The sequence below is a fragment of the Serratia sp. A07 genome, from assembly GCF_058725505.1.
The window spans coordinates 1-16,913 of the sequence record NZ_JBZXDO010000036.1 but is presented as its reverse complement, the minus strand read 5'-3'; the positions used below and the strand labels follow the sequence as shown (position 1 = coordinate 16,913).

Here is a 16,913-nt window from a genome sequence, read left to right as displayed (position 1 = left end):
TTAAAACTTCTCGCGCGCTACGGCTTTCACGTTGTCGCAATACCAGCTGTAAAGCTCACGCTGGCGCTGCTGCAGGGTGTCAGGCGTTGCCATCATTACGGCCATCAGCAGGCGGTCGCGGGTGTCGGCGGCGGTACCGTCGATGTGGGTGAACACCTCGATCGCCTCGTCGGAATAGCCGTGCGTCGCCGCGGCTTCGAATTGGTCACGCTGTCCGGCTTCATCATGGCGTTGCCACAGCGCCAGCTCGGCGGTCAGGTTATGGGTTTCGATATCCATGGCCGCGCCCTCAGTACGGGAGTTCGTCGGCGTCGGCAGGGCAGTGTTCAATGCATAGCAGCTGCTGAATTTGATCGTCGATCTCGGCAATACGCTTGCTTGTAGAATCGTCCAGCCGTGCTTTTTCCAGCTGCAACGCTTCGACCTGTCTCCCGATGATGTCGATCGGCTCTGGTTCGTTAACATCGACGTGGATTTGGCGAGTTTCAAGCAGCACGTATTCAGGGAACTGCGACATGTCCATGGTGAATACGGAGATTTTTTCTTGTGTGAACTGGCTAACGTTCGCGTGGATGTAGAGCGTGACGGGTATCTGTAGTGCTTTCATAGCAACTCCTGATATACTGGCACCGATCGGTAGTGCCTTGTGGTGGTATCGGTCTTTCCTAACGCCGGGGTGGTTCCCGGCACCCGTTGAAGGTTTGGTCGCCTTCAACCATCTCCCCGGGATGTAAACTCGGGGTAATTGGCCCGCCTAGCGCGGGCTTTTTACTATCTAAAATTAGGTGCCGGTCTTTCCCGGCCGTCAGGGCTGGTTAGGCCCGCTGGTCTTTCCTCGGTTAAACACTGGTCAGGTGCTGCAGTCTATTCCCGCTGTCAGATCGTGGCAGGTCAAGCCTATGGTCTTTCCTGATTTATGCGGTGTGAAAAAATTGCCCCGACGCACAGGGCGAAGACTACACACAGCAATGGTTTTTCGGTTGTGGTGGCCAAGAGCAACGCCCCGAAGCCCCCGGCATTCACCACTATCAAAAAGAGCGATCCTCTCCCGCTATTGGCGAACCCTCTCCGGGATTCGGTACTAACGTTCGCCGGGTGAGATACAGTTTTGCACGCCCGCGCTCTTTGATAGTGGTGCTCCGTGACGTGGAGCGGACGGGCGATGTTTAAGCCTCACGGGGCATTCTTTAACCGGGATTACGCCGTCAACCGGTTTCACTGCCGTGACAGGGAGGGTTACTTGCCGTTCGCCTTCTCCAAAACACACCGGCTGACGCCGGGCGGCCCGTTTCGAATCAAATTCTTTGCCGTGTATCGCCCGGCCGGCGGAACTGTTTCTGAACAACCGCTGCAGGGTTAGTGCGCTGTTGATGGAATTAATATTACCGCTGCGAATACATATTGGTCAAGCGTGGCGGTGATAAAAATATGCGCCGTAGTAATATGTGTTTGATTTATTGGGCAATAAAAAATCAAAAGCCCGCATGATGCGGGCCAGAGAGGGTAGTGCTTATTGTTTTCTTGTGGCCAATAGCTCTTTAAATAACTTATCGAAACCCAATACTTTTTCTTTTAAATCAGACATGTGTCTGTTTTTTTCGCTCTCAGGAAGCCTGTCATATAGGCTGATGAGCTCGGCATGTTCAGGTTTTATAATTTGCCAACCAGGCGCGGATACGTCTTCATGATGCCCCCCTGATTTACGAACGTAATTCATCAACTCTTTCAGTTCAGGCTTGATGTCTTCTGGCTTTACGCCAAGAAGGGCTGCAAATTTCAAAATGGCGTCGGTACCGAGAGGGTTCTTACCGTTTAGGTACTGACTCACTGTTGATTGAGTTTCGAAGCCGAGTGCATCCGCCGCCTTTTCTTGTGTTAGACGGAGTAATACCTTCTTCTCATCCCAAATTTTCCGCAGTCGTTCTGCAGCTTCTTGGTCTTTGATATCGAGCGGTTTTTTCTTCATATGGTAATTTTATTCGCACAATTAATATCGTCCAATTACCGTTACGCTTGATCTTTATATATTCGTAGCGGTAATATTGGTGCATCACACAAACACGAGGAGAGGTGATGGATCTTAAAAGCTATCTCAATGAGAACGGCATTAGGCAGCAAGATTTCGCCCATGCTGTTGAAAAGTCACAAGGCTACGTAAGCCGTGTTGTAGCCGGATCATGCAAACTGGGTGGCGAGGTTGTCATTAAGTGGGCCGCAGCAACTGGTTTTAAAGTTACACCACATGACCTGCGACCAGACTTATATCCAAACCCCCGCGACGGCCTACCAGAACAAACGGCAGCTTAACCATAACCCCCACCAAAATCTGATTAAGCATAATCAAGTTTTGAGCGACAGGAGACGCGAAGTGGAAAACATCGAAATTCTGAAAGACGAAATTACAGCCTGGGCGGCTGAGCGAGGACAGGAACATGTGGCAATAGAGATCAGCCGGATGTGGTTCCTGTTCGGCGCAGAATCGGAAACGGTTCGCCTTCACCCGATCGAGGATGATTTCGGTCGGGCGGATTGGCGCGCAATCAACAACAACCGTCAGCAGATTTTCCGTTGGCTGCGTGGTGAGTCTAAGGCCGCCCGGGCGAAGGTGCGAGAGCTGGCCGACGCTATGGCCGCGGCTCTGCCGGCTGAACGGCGCGCAAGGTTGGGCGGTGTGTCCGTGCAGTATTTACTGTCGGTGGCCATACGTGAGTTTGCCGCGGCGGTGATCGCCATTTTGCTTGGCGCCTGCGATACCCCTCAACGGATAGCGGGGGCGCTAAACGCTCTGCAAGATACCCAGCGCCTGACCAGCGCGCAGTAACAACCAGATTCTAGGAAAGGCCAATATGCAAACTGATCACATCACATACCGGAATGGCTGGCGCCTTAATGGCGTGCCTGCAGACGCTGCAGAGATTAGACCGATTTTCGAAGATCGCCAGGCTGCCGCGTATGCTGTCTGGGAGCAATACGAGCAGCGCAAGGCCGCACTGCGCGAAGAAAACCTATCGCCGGAGCAGTACCAGGACGCGTGCCGCCAGCTTGCGGACTCGCTGGGGATCTGACGATGAACACTTCCAAGCTTCTGATCAACGAGCCGCCGCTGCTTGTTATGCCGTCCCTCGCTGCCAAAATCGGGCTGAATGAAGCTATTTTGTTGCAGCAGATCCACTACTGGTTGAGCCGTTCTGAACATCGGCATGCCGGCCGTGTCTGGTTTTACAGGACGGCCTCTGAATGGGCTGATGAGTTAGTTTTTTGGTCTGACAGTACCATCAAGCGCACGCTGGCCAGCTTGGAATCTGCAGGGCTTATTTTGTCGGCGAAACTACATCGCGAATTGCTGAATGATCCGTACACACGCACCAAATGGTACGCGATAAAGTATGACCAATTGGAAAAGCTAAGTTGCGTAAATGCATCTGGTCAAAATGACCAAATGGCATCTGGTCAGAATGACCAGTTCTCATCTGGTCAAAATGACCAAATGGCATCTGGTCAGAATGACCAGTTCTCATCTGGTCAAAATGACCAAATGTTACAAGAGAATACAACAGAGAATACTACAGAGATTACTGATGGTGGATCAGCTGGCGCTGATCACCCTGAGCAGCAACAGGCAGATCGGATGGATTATCAGAAAATCCTCGAAACCTATCACGCCAAGCTGCCAGAAATGCCATCAGTTCAAATCCTGACAGACGCACGCAAACGCACACTGCGCAGCTTCTGGAAGAAATTTAAATTCACCGAAACCCGCTGGGAGCTTTACCTGCAGTTCATCGCTGAAAATTGCCGGTGGATGCTGGAAGACCGGCCGAACGGCCGCGGTGGCCAGTGGCGCCGTAAAAACTTCGACTACCTGATCACCGAGCGCTGCTATGTCGCCGTGAAAGAGGGCCGAGCCGATGATCGATAACCTGCCGGCCGCGCCGTACAACATCGACCTGGAGCAGGCCATTCTCGGCAGCCTGATGCACAACACGGAGCACGACAGGGCGGCGGCTGTGTTCGGCTTGCTGAAACCGGAATCGTTCTACCTGGCTGCGCACCGGATCATTTTCACTGAGCTGCGCGCGCTGGTGAACGCCGGCAGACCGACTGACCTGATTACCCTAAGCGATTCGCTCGAGAGCAAGGGCGTACTGGAGCAGGTAGGCGGGTTCGCATACCTGGCTGAAACAGGCAGGAATACCAGCGTACCCGCGATGGTCAGCTATGCGCATGCCGTGCGAGAGAAAGCCGTTCTCCGCTACGCGTTGGAGAAGCTTTACGCCTGCGTTGAGCTGGTGGGCGCCAACAACGGCATGGATGCAGCGAGCAAACTCTCCAGCGTGCAGCAGATGATCACCGCGGTATCCGACCATGCGAGAACCGGCAAACGGGGCGGCCTGCGCGTGGCGGGGGAAGTAATCGGCGAATGGGTGGACGAAATGGATCGCCGCTTCCAAGACCCGGACAGCGCCGCCGGCCTGACGCTGGGGATCGAGAGCCTCGACCGACTGATGTACCCGAAACAGGTGCTGCGCGGCGCGCTGGTCGTGGTGGGGGCTCGGCCAAAGATGGGCAAAACGGCGTTCTACAACAAAGTCGGCGCGCACTTTGCGCTGAACCACAGACTGCCGACGCTCGTTTTCAGTCTGGAAATGACCGACCGTGGAATTATCGAGCGTATGGTCGCGCAGGAAGCTCGCGTGAAGTCTGAGATTTTCTACGTCGGCGCCCACGACGACAGTGACATGGCGCGCGCCATGGCCAAGGCCACCGAGCTGGCCGAGTCAAACCTGATGATCGACAGCACGCCAGGTGTGACGCTGGCGCACATCGTGGCGGAGTGCCGCAAAGTTAAGCGCCAGCGCGGCACGGTGGGGCTGGTGGCGATCGACTACCTGACCCTAATGAAAGCCGAGGAAGCCGAGCGCCGCGATATTGCGTATGGCGATATCACCACCGGCCTGAAAAATCTGGCCAAAGAATTGGATTGCCCGGTGCTGCTGTTGACCCAGCTGAACCGCAAACTCGAAGACCGCGCCGACAAGCGCCCGGTGCCGAGCGACAGCAAGGACACCGGCCAGATCGAGCAGGATTGCGACGTGTGGATCGGCCTGTACCGCGACGCCGTATACACCAAAGGCGCTGATCAGCAGCTGATGGAAGTTATTTTGCGCCTGAACCGCGAGGGCGCCACCGGTACCGCATATGCGCTGCTGGAAAACGGATATATCCGAGACATAACCGACGAGGAGGCCGCGCGCCGGGCCCAAACCGGGCAAGCCAGAGAGCGGCGATATGCCGACAAGAACGAAGCGACAAAAAGTTTTTAACCCACGCCTGACCAGCGTGATATTGACCAAAAGGAAAGACCTATGAGCACTACAGAATTAATTTTCGCGAAAAAACCGGGCGCAGAAGTTATCGATGACGGCTGCGATCACACAGCTCTGATTATCTGGCGCATGAATGCTAATGCCCGGGCTCGTACAGGATCGACATTCGTCTTGCCGCCGGTCCCTGAACAGGTTGTGCCTCCCAAGTATGCCAAAACGGCGACCAAAGCCGATAAACGATCAGTATGCAAGAGAAAATCCTCAAAAGTCGATTTCCCCACTCGCAACCTGGCGGCGGTAATGATGGGTAAAACTCTGACCTATCGCGGCATCATGACGGCCTTGGATACGTATTACCCGGAACATGGCCTGACGCAGCGACACCTGCAGACCCGTATCCTGACGATGATCAACTCCCCTCATGTCGAAATCACCCGACACGAAAAACCGGTACCGGAATTTACCCTCACTCACGTTGACGGGCAGTTCTACGTCAACTCTGAGAATCAGCAGCATTTAGCAAGAGGGTGACCTATGGCCGGGCAATCGGATTATCTACCGCCCGGCTTGCCATTCAATCGAGGCGCCTGGACGCAGGAACAACGCGATTTAGAGCAGTTCGACCTGCGCGCCTGTGGACTGATCCGCGACTTATTCGCGCGCAAGATCAGCCGCACGAAGGTGCTGGTGGCGATTGAAGAGGCGCCGGAGCAATACCGGGAACATTTCAGAGCACGCCTGAATTACTGGCGTGACCGCAGAGAGGGTAAGGGGCTATGAGACAACTAAAAGGCTGGGTGGTGTGCAATTTGTGGGCGGCGCTGTTTTTGGCGTGCGCGATCTTCGGTGCAGCAGTAGCGGCGGTCGCCGCTTTGGTGGTGTCGAGATGACACCAATCAAATCACCAGCACTGCGCTATCACGGTGCAAAATTCCGCCTAGCCCCATGGATCATTGATCACATGCCTGAGCACACTTGCTATGTAGAGCCATACGGCGGTGCAGCTGGGGTGCTGCTGAGGAAAAATCGCAGTTACTCAGAGGTATATAACGATCTTGATGGTGAGATTGTTAACCTGTTCAAGGTGTTGCGCGATCCAGTAAATAATGCTCGATTACGGACTCTATGCGCTCTGACTCCCTATAGTCGCGATGAATTCAATGCAGCTTATGAGCCGACAGAAAATCCAATTGAGCGGGCTCGCCGAATGGTTGTTCGTGCCTGCATGGGGTTCGGGGGAGCTGCTGCTGTTGGGGGGCAGTCGGGGTTTAGAAGCGACAGCAAGAGGAAGTATGCAACGGCATCCCATTTATGGGCTGGTTATCCTGATAACCTGGCCGCCATTGGGAAAAGGTTTGCCGGGGTAATTATCGAAAACAAAAATGCTATAGACGTGATTAAAGCTCACGATTCAGAAGAAACCCTCTTTTTTATCGATCCGCCTTACCTTCCAGAAACAAGAGTTCAGGGCAATAGATATTACCGCTTTGAAATGGGGGAGGCCGAACACTCTGAACTGCTGGATGTGATTTTAGATGTTAGCGGTATGGTCTTGATTTCAGGCTATGACAGTGAGCTCTATAACGACAAACTTTCTGGATGGAGGAAAGAGGTAAAAGGTGCACGAATTAGTGCCGGGAGAGGGACGAAAGTCAGGACTGAATGCCTTTGGATTAGCCCAAACAGCCAGAAAGAGGAGCGTGCAGCATGAGCATTTGGCCTACAGAAGTTCAGCAGTGCGCATCGTCCGTTCTGCCGGTTCACGCGCTGAGCGGCGAAGAACAGCAGGGCGTCCTGCAGAAAATTAATCAGATGTTCCTCAACCGCGTCAGTCCGCAGGAAATCCAGAAAACGGCGCACGCCTGGGCGCGCCAGAAACAGATCGTTGATTTCCGCCCTGATGTGGAAAACGGGCTGGTGGTTGTCGGGTTTGCCGGCGGCGGCGGCAGCTGCGAGGGCATCAAGCAGGCGCTAGGCTTCGAACCGCATATCGCGATGAACCACAACCCCGTAGCGATGGCGATGCACGCCGTGAATCACCCGCGCACGCTGCATTATCCCGAGGATATTTTCAGCGTTGATCCGAAAATCTCCACCGGCGGCCTGCCGGTGCTGCTTGGCTGGTTCTCGCCGGACTGCCGCCACTTCTCGAAAGCGAAAGGTGGGACGCCGGTAAGGAAGGAGATTCGCGGCCTGGCTTGGGTGGTGCTGCGCTGGGCGCTGGCGGTGCGGCCGCGTTACCTGATGCTGGAAAACGTCGAAGAATTTCGCTCCTGGGGGCCGCTTAAAGCCGATAAAAAAGGTAATTTGTACCCCGATCCAGCATATACCGGCGCCACCTTCCGCGCGTTCATCGGCATGTTGAGCAGCGGCGTGGCGCCAGATTGTCCGGCGCTGGCCGAGGCTTGCGAATTCCTGCAGATCGATGTCGATAGTGACGACGCCCATCGCCTGGTGTCCGGGCTAGGCTATAACGTCGATCACAAAGAGCTGCGCGCCTGCGATTACGGTGCCCCAACTATCCGCAAACGCCTGTTTGTTGTCAGCCGCTGCGATGGTGAAGCCGTTGTGTGGCCGGATCCGTCCCATGGAGCGCCGGACAGCGCCGAGGTGCTGGCGGGGCAGCTGGAGCCATACCGCACCGCTGCCGAGTGCATCGACTGGTCAATCCCCACGCGCAGCATCATGGGGCGCAAAAAGCCGCTGGCGAACAACACGCTGCGCCGTATCGTGAAAGGGTTGAAACGCTACGTTATCGACTGTCCCGATCCGTACATCGTTCAAATCGGGCAAACAGGGTTCGGTGGAGATGGCCGGCAGTATGCCACCGGCGCACCGCTCACGACGGTCACAAGCAAAGCCGAGCACCTGCTGATCGAGCCGTTCGCCGTGAAGTGCAATCACACGTCCAACCGAACCAAGTACGACTGTTTCCGGGGTCAGTCCGGCCGCCTGCCGCTGCAGACGGTCACGCAAACCCATGGTTTCGCCGTGGCGGCGCCGGTGGTTGTGCGCCAGTTTGGGAACAGCACCGGCCAACGTGTCGATACGCCGGTGGGCACGATCATGCCTGGCGGTGGCGGCAAAACGCAGTTGGCCAGTGCGGTGCTGGTGGGTGCCGGCGGCCCTACGTATTCCGGCAAGCCGCGCAGTATCGGTTCGCCAATGGCGACTATCCCGACGGCATCACATACCGCACTGGCATCGGCATCGCTGATCCAGATGGGCTATGGCGAGCAGAAAGGGCAGTCGCCGCGGATCCTGAATATCCGCTCGCCGCTGGGAACTGTCGTTGCTGGTGGCATCAAGCACGCTGTTGTTGCCGCCAACCTGATCAAGCACTACGGCGGGAACTACACCGGCTCCGGGCTGGGAATGGACGAGCCTATGCACACGGTGACGCAGGTCGATCACCACTCGCTTTGTACGTCGCACCTGGTGCAGCTGCGTGGCACATGCAAAGACGGGCGGCCGACGAATGCGCCAGCGCCAACCCTCACCGCTGGCGGCAATCATATTGGCCACGTGACTGCGTACCTGCAGAAATACTACGGCAACGAGAAGGACGGGATCGACGTCGATGCCCCGATGCACACAGTGCCGACGCATGATCGGTTTGGCCTCACCGAGGTGAAATGTGAGCCAACGCTGATCACCGACGACCAGCGTTATAACGCCTGGTGCTGCGCGCGTTTGATGGACAAATTCAGCGACGAACCGGACGACAGCCACCTGTTCCCGGTGCCGCGCCCGCAGTTTATCCAGGTCGGCGAATACATGGTGGTCGATATTTGCATGCGCATGCTTGAACCGCGCGAGCTGTATAACGCCAACGGCTTCCCGCGCAGCTATATCATAGATCAAGACATTGACGGCACCCGCTGGCCTAAATCGGAGCAGGTGGCACGTTGTGGGAACTCAGTGCCGCCGCCGTTTGCTGAGGCGTTGGTACGGGCGAACATGCCGCAATATTGCGTATGGAAGATGGCCGCATAATACAAGCACACCCCGCCATTGCGCGGGGTTTTGTGTGGTGGATAGGTAAATTAATACTGGTTGGATATACAGTTAAATGGGTGGCATTATATTCACAGGATGAAAAGTTGATCGTTAAAACCGATCGATATGACATTCAACGATCTGTTCTGCCTATTTGACCTGACAAAAAACAAGGACTTAGCTCTAAAGGCATGCAGGGAGATGGAGGGATAACAAGTAAACTCAAAGATTGAGGTGTTTATGATTGATTTGAAAGAACTTAATGACCTTCTCCCTGATGATGGCCTTGTTTTAATTCGTAGAGAAAATGGCAAAACGGTAGGTATGCGTTTGGTCAATAGCGACGAACACATTTCGACCCTTAACGCGATGTTGGAAGTAGCAAAATCGGTGGGTTATTCGATTGTCGCCCCTGATGGAAACAAGCTATAATCAATGAACTGGATTGAACACCCAGTGCATTCACTTCTGAACAACCGCTGCGCTACTGGAGAACCCCAATGGCGCAGTATTCGTATACAAAGACAGCAGGAAATTTACTGGTGCCGACCACTCGGGAAGCCAGGGACTTTTTGCAATCCAAGAAGATCGGCTCCGTTCTTTACGCCGACTTCAAACAGGCCCGAAACCCAGCCTTTCACCGTAAGTTTTTCTCACTGCTGAATCTCGGCTTTCATTATTGGCAGCCGACCGGCGGTACCATATCGCCTGCAGACAAAGCACTGGTAAACGGATACGTAAAATTCCTCGCGTATTACGCCGGCGGTGAAGATGCGCTTCAAGCCGCCGCCGATGAATACCTTGCGGATGTCGCAGAAAAGCGGGCCGGAAATATCAGTGCCGAAAAATCCTTTGAGGCTTTCCGCGCCTGGGTAACTATTCAGGCTGGATTCTACACTGAATTCATCATGCCTGACGGCACCAAACGCCAAGAGCCCAAATCGATATCGTTCGCAAAAATGGACGATATCGAGTTCGGTGAATTTTACAAGTCTGTCCTCGACGTGCTCTGGAACTACATCCTATTCCGCACCTTTCCAGATCAGCAGTCAGCCGAAAATGCTGCTGCCCAGCTTATGGGGTACACGTCATGAGCAAATTAACCGAAGAGGCCCGCGGCCGCGACTGCCAAATCCGGATCCCCGGTATTTGTAATTTTAATCCAGAAACCACTGTGTTGGCGCATTACCGCCTGGCGGGCACCAGCGGAACGGCAATAAAGCCAGATGATGCACAGGGCGCCTGGGCCTGCAGTAACTGCCATGATGCGATCGACACTCGTACAAAAACTGAATATGACCGTGAAACCCTGCGCCTTTACCACGCCGAGGGCGTATTCCGTACGCAGGCCATTTTGAGAAAGGAAGGAAAATTATGAATCTCGAGTCGGCAGTAAAATACTTCTCACCGAAATCCCCGGCACTGGGGGACTCGACACCTGCAACGGCTTCGGATTCTTTAACGATCAGCGATGTTATGGGGGCGCTGGGTATGTGCCAGGCTCAGGCGCAATTGGGCCTGTCGGCGTTCTTGGGAAAGGTTGGCATCAGCGAGGATGACAAGGTAAAGGCAGTTGTTTTGCTGGCTCGGCATAGTATTACGCGCTGCGACAAGGTTGCAGCCATTCGCAAACTCCCGGGCGAGACCAAAGCTCGGGTGGTACTTACCCTGGCTGCATTCGCCTTCCTGGACTTTTCTCGGAGTGCTGCCAGCGAGGTCCCATGCGACGCATGTGATGATGGCTTTATCGAAGAGCGGAAATTTGTCATGAACAAGCTGGCTAAGGCCCACGACACTGTCGAGAGCTTTGTGCGCGGAGATTTGCCGGCATCGATTACGCAGATGGATGGTCGGGAAATGCGGGTGAAGCACGCTTTTTATGAAATCACCCGCACGGTGTGCCCAAAATGCAACGGCAAACGGATGATAAAAACGGCCTGCAATGACTGCCGCGGTCGTGGAGTGGCCATCGACAAAGAGGAGTCAGAGCGCCAAGGAGTACCGGTGAGGAAACTCTGCAAACGCTGCTCAGGGCGGGGATACGAACGAATTCCCTCGACCCAGGCTTATAGAGCGATAGCGTGTATCACTGAAAGTATCTCATTAGACACTTGGAAAAAATCGGTGAAGCCATTCTATGACGAGATGATCACCCAGTTGGATATCGAGGAGTCTTGGGCAAATACGGCATTACGGACAACGACTGGATGACAAAAGAGCGGGTGATTTTGTCGTGAGCTATTTACTTTTCCCGAAACTGTGGTAGTTTCTCTCTAACGATGGGTGTTTTACGCCTGACGTTGACAAGCCCGCCTCTGTGCGGGCTTTTTGCTTTGCGGAGGTTGATATGTAAAGAAATATCAATGGGTATTGTGTGGTTATGCTGACTGCATTAGTATTCGCGCCTCGGCCCTTTAGCTCAGTTGGTTAGAGCGCGCGACTCATAATCGCTCGGTCGCTGGTTCAAGCCCAGCAAGGGCCACCAAACCGCCATTAGCTCAGCAGGAAGAGCAACGACCATTAAGTTGTAGGTACGGGGTTCGAGGCCTCGATGGCGGACCAATGCGGTCATCGTATAATGGCTATTACCTCAGCCTTCCAAGCTGATGATGCGGGTTCGATTCCCGCTGATCGCTCCAGAAAATGCTTTTCAGCCTGCGATGAAGGGATCCCCGGAGTGGCTGGGAAGCGCCTCAGAAAGGCGCATTCAGTTTGATATGCACTATCGAATCCTTCACCTGGGATTTTGAGTGCGCGCCTCTGATGTGAAGTGACGGCCGGCAAAGACCGGCACCCAACGGTAAGAGCATTTGCGGCGAGACTGGCGGTAACGTTGCGGTTGAGCGGAGTGTTCTTTCCATTGTGGTGAATTGCAGTCCTGCGAGACAAGCCGAAGATAAGCACCGGCCGCCACAACCCAATATCAGCCCTGGCTAACCGCCGGGGCTTTTGCATTCTGGTGGATCAAATTTCAGCCGCTGGTGGTGATCCACTGGCGACAATTACAAAGCGACAATTCGCGTCAATTACAGGCTGCCATTTGGCAGCTTTTTCTATTTGGAGAACACGATGAAATTTTCCCACTTACCCGATGGCGCGAAGTCCCAGGCGCGCGAAGCTCTGAAGCATGCCCTTTCGGCCTGTCATGGCGTAACTGATGTGGAAGCGCTTGGTCAGGCTATCGCGGGTGCTTATATCGCAATGGAAGGGTATGAGAGTGAGCCAGCCGATCAGCCGATGCTTATTGGCTGTGACGGCAAACTGAACATCTCCATCACTACCAAACCATAAGGCTGCCTCTGGCGGCCTTTTCGATTTCATGAGCGCCAACCGCACGGCGGGAGGTAAGGATGTCACGAATGCTAATCAGAGCAGCCGATGGAGCCGTGCACACTGGTAGCGCAGTGTCATTCGTCCTCGGCATCATTAATTATTTTTCACAGAGCGAATGGATCATTCTCGGCGTCATTTTCGGCATGTTCTGCTCTGCGTTTGGTATTGCCCTCGGTACTTACTTTCGCTGCCGGCGCGAGCGGCTTCTTCGTGATTGGATAAAAAAACGCACGGAGACGATCGACACGGAAGAGCTTGAAATGTTGGAGCGTGAGTGATGGGGAACAAATCAAAACTCAGTGCCGTAATGCTGGCGCTGATCGCCGCTGGCGCATCGGCCCCGGTGATGATGTCGCAGTTTCAGGAAGAGAAAGAAGGCCAGCGCTTGACTGCATACCAGGACGGTGTCGGCATCTGGACAATTTGCGGCGGTGTGACGATGGTCAACGGCCAAAAGGTCGTTAAGGGCCAGCGCCTGACCGCTGAGCAGTGCAAGCAGATTGACGCAGTCGAGCAGAAAAAGGCGCTCGACTGGGTAGACCGCAACGTCAAGATAACGCTGACCGAACCGCAAAAAGTCGGGATCGCCTCGTTCTGTCCGTGGAACATCGGCCCCGGAAAGTGCTTCACCTCCACGTTCTACAAAAAGCTGAACGCCGGCGACCGGATTGGCGCCTGCCGCGAAATCCGCCGTTGGATATACGACGCTGGTCGAGATTGCCGCGTCCGCTCGAACAATTGCTACGGACAGATTCTGCGGCGCGACCAAGAAGCAGAGCTGGCTTGCTGGGGGCTGGATAAATGAACCGCTATCAGATAGTGGTTACCGTGTTCGTCGTCAGTCTGGCTGGCGGGCTTATTTGGTCGGCTGACCACTATCACCAGAAATATCAGGAGTCTCGCCAGCAGGTTGCAGAACAGCAGAAGACGCTGGCGCAGCAGACAGGGCTAATCACCACACTGCGCGCGGATGACGCCCGTAATCGCGCAATGATGGCCGAACAGCAACGGAGAGAGCGGCAGCTGCGCCAGCAGGGCGAAAACTACCAGAGGAAATATCAGGATGCCATTAAAAATGACGAGTGCGCCCGCCGCGCTGCTCCTGGTGCTGTTCTTGGCCTCTTGCGCGGAACGGACACCACCGCCGCCGGCGCCGCTCGTGCTGTTTCCCCCTGAATCGGTGTTCACCCCCTGCGAACAACCAAAATTGCAGGGTGATACCTGGGGGGATATCGGCAGCCACGCGCTGGCGCTTCAAACAGCGTTATCAATCTGCGCCGGCCAGGTGGCCACGCTGAACCAATGGCGGGCAGCCGCCGGGAGAAAATAATGAGCGAAGCTAAGCCGCAAGATGGCAGCACTGTAACGGGGTATCGTGAACTGTCATTTGGCGAAATCGGGAAGATGAATCAATTCAAAGATATCAGCCGCCAGTTCATCAAACTTCTGCGCGAGCATGTTGGCGATGTCCGGGCCGATTGGGAAGCAACGGATTGGGCTCGCCAGGCTGAGATGGATATGAAGCGAGCTTGTATGGCCGCTTGCCGGTCCGTGGCGAAGCCGGATGCTGATTGCTAACACCATCTGCATTACAGGTGGCATTCACTGAGTGCCATCGATAATGCGCAAGCAAAACCATCAACGGATCCTGCCCGGTCACCCTGACTATTATCCGCTGGTGGTTTTTTTATGGAGTAACGCCATGTCGAAACCGGAAGAAAGCGGCCTTGAGCGCGATTACTGTGCCGGTCAGCTTTCTCTGCGTGAGATGGCAAAGATATACGGCATCAGTGAAGCAGCCATTAGAAAGCGGGCCAAAAAGCATGGGTGGGTACGCAGTGAGAAAACTGGTACGCAACCCGGTACGCAGGTACGCAAAAAAGGTACGCAAAAAGAGAAGGTGCGCACCAAGCCAAAAGCGGCAGGAAAAACCTCAGAAAAAGGCGAGGTGGAACTGACGGTTGATCCTGATGAATATGGTCTGACGTTGCAGCAGGCGTGGTTTGTTCATTGGTGCGTAGTGAGTAAAAGCAGGGTTGAAGCGTACCGCCTGGCTGGCTACGAGGGGACAGGGAACACCGCCTATGTGGGCGCCAGCCGTCTGTACAGAAGGGATAACGTTCGGCGCGCTATTCGCGACCTGCAGGAAAGAACGGCAAAGCGCTACCAGGCAGACCTCGACGATTTGATAAATCAGCTGGTGGCAATAACCAAAGCTGACCCGAACGACCTGATGCAGTACCGGCGAGTGAATTGTCGTTACTGCTGGGGTGAGGGACACAAATACCAGTGGCGAGATCTGGGCGAGCAACTTAAGGCCGAAAAAAAAGCCGAGGCCGACAACAGGCCTCCGCCGAATTTGTCGGGCGGCATTGGGTTTATCGAAAACATGGATCCCAACCCGGACTGTCCGCATTGCAACGGCGAGGGTGAAGGTTATGTCCACATCCACGACACCCGGGACCATGTCGGCGACGCGCGATTTTATTTCACTGGTGTGAAGGAAACGAAATTCGGCATCGAGATCCAAACGGAGGATAAGAAAGCCGCTCGGGCCATGTTGATCCAACTCATCACGAAACTGGATCTGAATAATCCGGCGAGTGATGTACCGAGAGGCCTCGACGATTTCTATGCAGATATTGGACAAAGCAAGCCTGAATCCAGCGCTCCGGCAGTTCTGGACGACAAAGGCGAGGAATAAGGTTTTATACGGTGGGCGAACCTCATCGAAGTCATGGGACGCCGCCGGCTTTGCGACGTTCCTGAGCGACAAATACCGCCTGCGTTTTTTATGCACGCGCCAGATCCAAAACAAAATTGAGGAATCGGTGTACGCGTTGCTGAAAATTCAGATCGAGCGGTTTGGCCTGCGTCATCGCTTCCGCATTCTGGACAACAAAATCATCAACCGGTTTACCGGCAGTGAATTCATGTTTTACGGGTTGTGGCGACACGTTGACGAGATCAAGTCGCTGGAAAGCATCGATGTGCTCTGGAACGAAGAGGCGCACGCGATGACAGAGGCTCAATGGGAAATTCTGGAGCCAACGATCCGTAAGGAAGGATCGGAGTGCTGGTTTTTGTTCAACCCGCGTTTAACGACTGATTTTGTCTGGCGAAATTTCGTTGTTACGCCGCCGCCTGACACGCTGGTCAGAAAAATAAATTTCGACGAAAACCCGTTTCTCAGTCGCACCATCATGAACGTGATCGAGGCCGCCAAGGCCCGCGATGAGGAAATGTTCGAGCACGTTTATCTCGGCGTGCCTCGCACGGACGACGATGAAGCCATTATCAAGCTCTCGTGGATAGAGGCCGCTGTCGACGCTCACAAGGCGCTCAACATCGAACCGGCCGGCCGCCGGCGCGTAGGCTTTGACGTTGCCGACAGCGGCGCTGATAAGTGCGCCAACGTGTATGCGCATGGTTCGGTGGCGCTTTGGGCTGATGAATGGAAAGCACTTGAAGACGAGCTGATGAAAAGCTGTAAACGCACGTACAACGTTGCGTTGAAGCATGATGCGGCGATCGTGTACGACAGCATCGGCGTTGGTGCATCGAGTGGCTCTAAGTTTGCCGAAATAAACGAGGAACGTGAAAACGCCAGTGATTGGGGCGCGGAAGCGATCGAGTATTTCAAATTTAACGCCGGCGGTGCGGTCTTCGAGCCAGAGCGTGAATATCAGCCAGGCATCACCAATAAAGATTTTTTCGCAAATATAAAAGCGCAGGCCTGGTGGCTTGTCGCTGACCGCTTCCGTAATACGTACAACGTGATTAACGGGAAGGAAAAACGCGAGAGCTTTACTGACGACCAGCTGATCAGCATCGATTCCGATTGTCCGCTGCTGGACAAACTCAAATTTGAGTTATCCACGCCGAAACGCGATTTCGATAAAAACGGGCGCGTGAAAGTGGAAACGAAAGACGATCTGAAAAAGCGCGACATTCCATCACCAAACGTCGCCGACGCTTTCATTATGGCCTTTGCGCCGATCGAGATGCCGCTCGTGATTTCCGATGACTTCCTGGAGAATATTTGATGTGGCCCTTTAAGCGAAAAAAACCGAGTAACGAGGCGCCGCCAGTGCAGGAGGCGCCAAAGTCGCCAGGTATTGCGATCAGCGACGAGATGCTCGCCGAGGTCGGACACAAAAAGCGGCGTGAGTTCGAGAAATACGAACCGCCGGCCGGTGTTATCCCTGACGGTATCCGCAGTGCGATTCTTGCGATGGATGCAACGCCATACGA

The 16,913-nt window shown here is 54.5% G+C and carries 24 protein-coding genes, 3 tRNA genes and 1 pseudogene; 25 read left to right on the top strand and 3 right to left on the bottom strand.

Going from position 1 to position 16,913, the window contains the following annotated elements:
* The 3 genes from AC4PR2_RS23535 to AC4PR2_RS23525 form a co-directional block, all read right to left on the bottom strand.
* Positions 1-279: a hypothetical protein gene (locus tag AC4PR2_RS23535; RefSeq protein ID WP_342890523.1), complete on the bottom strand. Its 279-nt coding sequence runs from the start codon at positions 277-279 to the stop codon at positions 1-3.
* 10 nt (positions 280-289) lie between these two features.
* A complete protein-coding gene (locus tag AC4PR2_RS23530) occupies positions 290-607 on the bottom strand; it encodes a hypothetical protein (RefSeq protein ID WP_197831790.1) in 318 nt (105 codons plus the stop codon).
* A 903-nt stretch (positions 608-1,510) separates the two neighbouring features.
* On the bottom strand, positions 1,511-1,966 hold the full coding sequence (locus AC4PR2_RS23525; protein WP_492175553.1) for a helix-turn-helix domain-containing protein: 456 nt from the start codon (positions 1,964-1,966) through the stop codon (positions 1,511-1,513).
* Positions 1,967-2,073: 107 nt separating this feature from the next.
* Between AC4PR2_RS23525 and AC4PR2_RS23520 the strand changes: the two genes are divergently transcribed.
* The 25 genes and pseudogenes from AC4PR2_RS23520 to AC4PR2_RS23400 form a co-directional block, all read left to right on the top strand.
* The gene (locus AC4PR2_RS23520; protein WP_072270434.1) at positions 2,074-2,307 is read left to right on the top strand and encodes a helix-turn-helix domain-containing protein; all 234 of its coding nucleotides are present in this window, start codon (positions 2,074-2,076) and stop codon (positions 2,305-2,307) included.
* Positions 2,308-2,368: 61 nt separating this feature from the next.
* Positions 2,369-2,821 carry a toxin YdaT family protein gene (locus tag AC4PR2_RS23515; RefSeq protein WP_060424914.1) on the top strand — a complete coding sequence of 151 codons (453 nt, stop codon included), beginning with the start codon at positions 2,369-2,371 and terminating at the stop codon, positions 2,819-2,821.
* Between the two features lie 25 nt (positions 2,822-2,846).
* Positions 2,847-3,065 carry a hypothetical protein gene (locus tag AC4PR2_RS23510; protein ID WP_310677633.1) on the top strand — a complete coding sequence of 73 codons (219 nt, stop codon included), beginning with the start codon at positions 2,847-2,849 and terminating at the stop codon, positions 3,063-3,065.
* 2 nt (positions 3,066-3,067) lie between these two features.
* A complete protein-coding gene (locus tag AC4PR2_RS23505; RefSeq protein ID WP_492175552.1) occupies positions 3,068-3,919 on the top strand; it encodes a replication protein in 852 nt (283 codons plus the stop codon).
* Complete coding sequence (locus tag AC4PR2_RS23500) at positions 3,909-5,324, top strand: replicative DNA helicase (protein WP_399642365.1); 1,416 nt, start codon at positions 3,909-3,911, stop codon at positions 5,322-5,324. Before AC4PR2_RS23505 ends, AC4PR2_RS23500 begins: the two co-directional genes overlap by 11 nt.
* A gap of 42 nt (positions 5,325-5,366) precedes the next feature.
* Positions 5,367-5,858 (top strand): hypothetical protein, encoded by a 492-nt coding sequence (locus AC4PR2_RS23495; RefSeq protein WP_197831785.1) that lies wholly within the window; start codon positions 5,367-5,369, stop codon positions 5,856-5,858.
* A 3-nt stretch (positions 5,859-5,861) separates the two neighbouring features.
* Positions 5,862-6,107: a hypothetical protein gene (locus AC4PR2_RS23490; RefSeq protein WP_442534647.1), complete on the top strand. Its 246-nt coding sequence runs from the start codon at positions 5,862-5,864 to the stop codon at positions 6,105-6,107.
* 106 nt (positions 6,108-6,213) lie between these two features.
* Positions 6,214-7,038 (top strand): DNA adenine methylase, encoded by an 825-nt coding sequence (locus AC4PR2_RS23485; protein WP_492175551.1) that lies wholly within the window; start codon positions 6,214-6,216, stop codon positions 7,036-7,038.
* Entirely contained in the window at positions 7,035-9,323 is a 2,289-nt protein-coding gene (locus AC4PR2_RS23480; protein WP_492175550.1) for a DNA cytosine methyltransferase, read from the top strand. Before AC4PR2_RS23485 ends, AC4PR2_RS23480 begins: the two co-directional genes overlap by 4 nt.
* A 243-nt stretch (positions 9,324-9,566) precedes the next feature.
* Complete coding sequence (locus AC4PR2_RS23475; protein WP_436331148.1) at positions 9,567-9,758, top strand: hypothetical protein; 192 nt, start codon at positions 9,567-9,569, stop codon at positions 9,756-9,758.
* Positions 9,759-9,826: 68 nt separating this feature from the next.
* Complete coding sequence (locus AC4PR2_RS23470) at positions 9,827-10,420, top strand: DUF1367 family protein (RefSeq protein WP_492175549.1); 594 nt, start codon at positions 9,827-9,829, stop codon at positions 10,418-10,420.
* Positions 10,417-10,704 (top strand): DUF1364 domain-containing protein, encoded by a 288-nt coding sequence (locus AC4PR2_RS23465; protein ID WP_072270433.1) that lies wholly within the window; start codon positions 10,417-10,419, stop codon positions 10,702-10,704. The genes AC4PR2_RS23470 and AC4PR2_RS23465 overlap by 4 nt, the downstream gene beginning before the upstream one ends.
* Entirely contained in the window at positions 10,701-11,537 is an 837-nt protein-coding gene (locus AC4PR2_RS23460) for an antitermination protein Q (RefSeq protein WP_492175547.1), read from the top strand. The genes AC4PR2_RS23465 and AC4PR2_RS23460 overlap by 4 nt, the downstream gene beginning before the upstream one ends.
* Before the next feature lie 197 nt (positions 11,538-11,734).
* Positions 11,735-11,811: transfer RNA gene (locus AC4PR2_RS23455), tRNA-Ile, on the top strand.
* Positions 11,812-11,813: 2 nt separating this feature from the next.
* Positions 11,814-11,888: transfer RNA gene (locus tag AC4PR2_RS23450), tRNA-OTHER, on the top strand.
* Positions 11,889-11,890: 2 nt separating this feature from the next.
* A tRNA-Gly gene (locus AC4PR2_RS23445) sits at positions 11,891-11,965 on the top strand.
* Positions 11,966-12,395: 430 nt separating this feature from the next.
* Positions 12,396-12,617, top strand: coding sequence for a hypothetical protein (locus AC4PR2_RS23440; protein ID WP_197831776.1), 222 nt, complete (start codon positions 12,396-12,398; stop codon positions 12,615-12,617).
* 68 nt (positions 12,618-12,685) lie between these two features.
* On the top strand, positions 12,686-12,937 hold the full coding sequence (locus AC4PR2_RS23435; RefSeq protein WP_223182091.1) for a phage holin family protein: 252 nt from the start codon (positions 12,686-12,688) through the stop codon (positions 12,935-12,937).
* Positions 12,937-13,464, top strand: a complete 528-nt coding sequence (locus AC4PR2_RS23430; protein ID WP_492175546.1) for a lysozyme — start codon at positions 12,937-12,939, stop codon at positions 13,462-13,464. The genes AC4PR2_RS23435 and AC4PR2_RS23430 overlap by 1 nt, the downstream gene beginning before the upstream one ends.
* On the top strand, positions 13,461-13,835 hold the full coding sequence (locus AC4PR2_RS23425) for a DUF2570 family protein (protein WP_492175545.1): 375 nt from the start codon (positions 13,461-13,463) through the stop codon (positions 13,833-13,835). The genes AC4PR2_RS23430 and AC4PR2_RS23425 overlap by 4 nt, the downstream gene beginning before the upstream one ends.
* Positions 13,723-13,989: an Rz1-like lysis system protein LysC gene (lysC, locus tag AC4PR2_RS23420; RefSeq protein ID WP_492175544.1), complete on the top strand. Its 267-nt coding sequence runs from the start codon at positions 13,723-13,725 to the stop codon at positions 13,987-13,989. The genes AC4PR2_RS23425 and lysC overlap by 113 nt, the downstream gene beginning before the upstream one ends.
* Positions 13,989-14,237: an Acb2/Tad1 domain-containing protein gene (locus AC4PR2_RS23415; protein ID WP_055312916.1), complete on the top strand. Its 249-nt coding sequence runs from the start codon at positions 13,989-13,991 to the stop codon at positions 14,235-14,237. Before lysC ends, AC4PR2_RS23415 begins: the two co-directional genes overlap by 1 nt.
* 43 nt (positions 14,238-14,280) lie before the next feature.
* Positions 14,281-15,363: a terminase small subunit gene (locus tag AC4PR2_RS23410; protein ID WP_492175543.1), complete on the top strand. Its 1,083-nt coding sequence runs from the start codon at positions 14,281-14,283 to the stop codon at positions 15,361-15,363.
* On the top strand, positions 15,293-16,705 hold the full coding sequence (locus AC4PR2_RS23405; protein ID WP_089191841.1) for a PBSX family phage terminase large subunit: 1,413 nt from the start codon (positions 15,293-15,295) through the stop codon (positions 16,703-16,705). The genes AC4PR2_RS23410 and AC4PR2_RS23405 overlap by 71 nt, the downstream gene beginning before the upstream one ends.
* Positions 16,705-16,913, top strand: a pseudogene (locus tag AC4PR2_RS23400) (DUF1073 domain-containing protein); the annotation flags it as partial. The gene AC4PR2_RS23405 and the pseudogene AC4PR2_RS23400, both read left to right, overlap by 1 nt.

Bases quoted from the DNA above. Each gene is read 5' to 3' on its own strand.
- AC4PR2_RS23535 (WP_342890523.1), bottom strand. From the start codon at position 279: ATGGATATCGAAACCCATAACCTGACCGCCGAGCTGGCGCTGTGGCAA.
- AC4PR2_RS23530 (WP_197831790.1), bottom strand. From the start codon at position 607: ATGAAAGCACTACAGATACCCGTCACGCTCTACATCCACGCGAACGTT.
- AC4PR2_RS23525 (WP_492175553.1), bottom strand. From the start codon at position 1,966: ATGAAGAAAAAACCGCTCGATATCAAAGACCAAGAAGCTGCAGAACGA.
- AC4PR2_RS23520 (WP_072270434.1), top strand. From the start codon at position 2,074: ATGGATCTTAAAAGCTATCTCAATGAGAACGGCATTAGGCAGCAAGAT.
- AC4PR2_RS23510 (WP_310677633.1), top strand. From the start codon at position 2,847: ATGCAAACTGATCACATCACATACCGGAATGGCTGGCGCCTTAATGGC.
- AC4PR2_RS23505 (WP_492175552.1), top strand. From the start codon at position 3,068: ATGAACACTTCCAAGCTTCTGATCAACGAGCCGCCGCTGCTTGTTATG.
- AC4PR2_RS23500 (WP_399642365.1), top strand. From the start codon at position 3,909: ATGATCGATAACCTGCCGGCCGCGCCGTACAACATCGACCTGGAGCAG.
- AC4PR2_RS23495 (WP_197831785.1), top strand. From the start codon at position 5,367: ATGAGCACTACAGAATTAATTTTCGCGAAAAAACCGGGCGCAGAAGTT.
- AC4PR2_RS23490 (WP_442534647.1), top strand. From the start codon at position 5,862: ATGGCCGGGCAATCGGATTATCTACCGCCCGGCTTGCCATTCAATCGA.
- AC4PR2_RS23485 (WP_492175551.1), top strand. From the start codon at position 6,214: ATGACACCAATCAAATCACCAGCACTGCGCTATCACGGTGCAAAATTC.
- AC4PR2_RS23480 (WP_492175550.1), top strand. From the start codon at position 7,035: ATGAGCATTTGGCCTACAGAAGTTCAGCAGTGCGCATCGTCCGTTCTG.
- AC4PR2_RS23475 (WP_436331148.1), top strand. From the start codon at position 9,567: ATGATTGATTTGAAAGAACTTAATGACCTTCTCCCTGATGATGGCCTT.
- AC4PR2_RS23470 (WP_492175549.1), top strand. From the start codon at position 9,827: ATGGCGCAGTATTCGTATACAAAGACAGCAGGAAATTTACTGGTGCCG.
- AC4PR2_RS23465 (WP_072270433.1), top strand. From the start codon at position 10,417: ATGAGCAAATTAACCGAAGAGGCCCGCGGCCGCGACTGCCAAATCCGG.
- AC4PR2_RS23460 (WP_492175547.1), top strand. From the start codon at position 10,701: ATGAATCTCGAGTCGGCAGTAAAATACTTCTCACCGAAATCCCCGGCA.
- AC4PR2_RS23440 (WP_197831776.1), top strand. From the start codon at position 12,396: ATGAAATTTTCCCACTTACCCGATGGCGCGAAGTCCCAGGCGCGCGAA.
- AC4PR2_RS23435 (WP_223182091.1), top strand. From the start codon at position 12,686: ATGCTAATCAGAGCAGCCGATGGAGCCGTGCACACTGGTAGCGCAGTG.
- AC4PR2_RS23430 (WP_492175546.1), top strand. From the start codon at position 12,937: ATGGGGAACAAATCAAAACTCAGTGCCGTAATGCTGGCGCTGATCGCC.
- AC4PR2_RS23425 (WP_492175545.1), top strand. From the start codon at position 13,461: ATGAACCGCTATCAGATAGTGGTTACCGTGTTCGTCGTCAGTCTGGCT.
- lysC (WP_492175544.1), top strand. From the start codon at position 13,723: ATGCCATTAAAAATGACGAGTGCGCCCGCCGCGCTGCTCCTGGTGCTG.
- AC4PR2_RS23415 (WP_055312916.1), top strand. From the start codon at position 13,989: ATGAGCGAAGCTAAGCCGCAAGATGGCAGCACTGTAACGGGGTATCGT.
- AC4PR2_RS23410 (WP_492175543.1), top strand. From the start codon at position 14,281: ATGCGCAAGCAAAACCATCAACGGATCCTGCCCGGTCACCCTGACTAT.
- AC4PR2_RS23405 (WP_089191841.1), top strand. From the start codon at position 15,293: ATGCAGATATTGGACAAAGCAAGCCTGAATCCAGCGCTCCGGCAGTTC.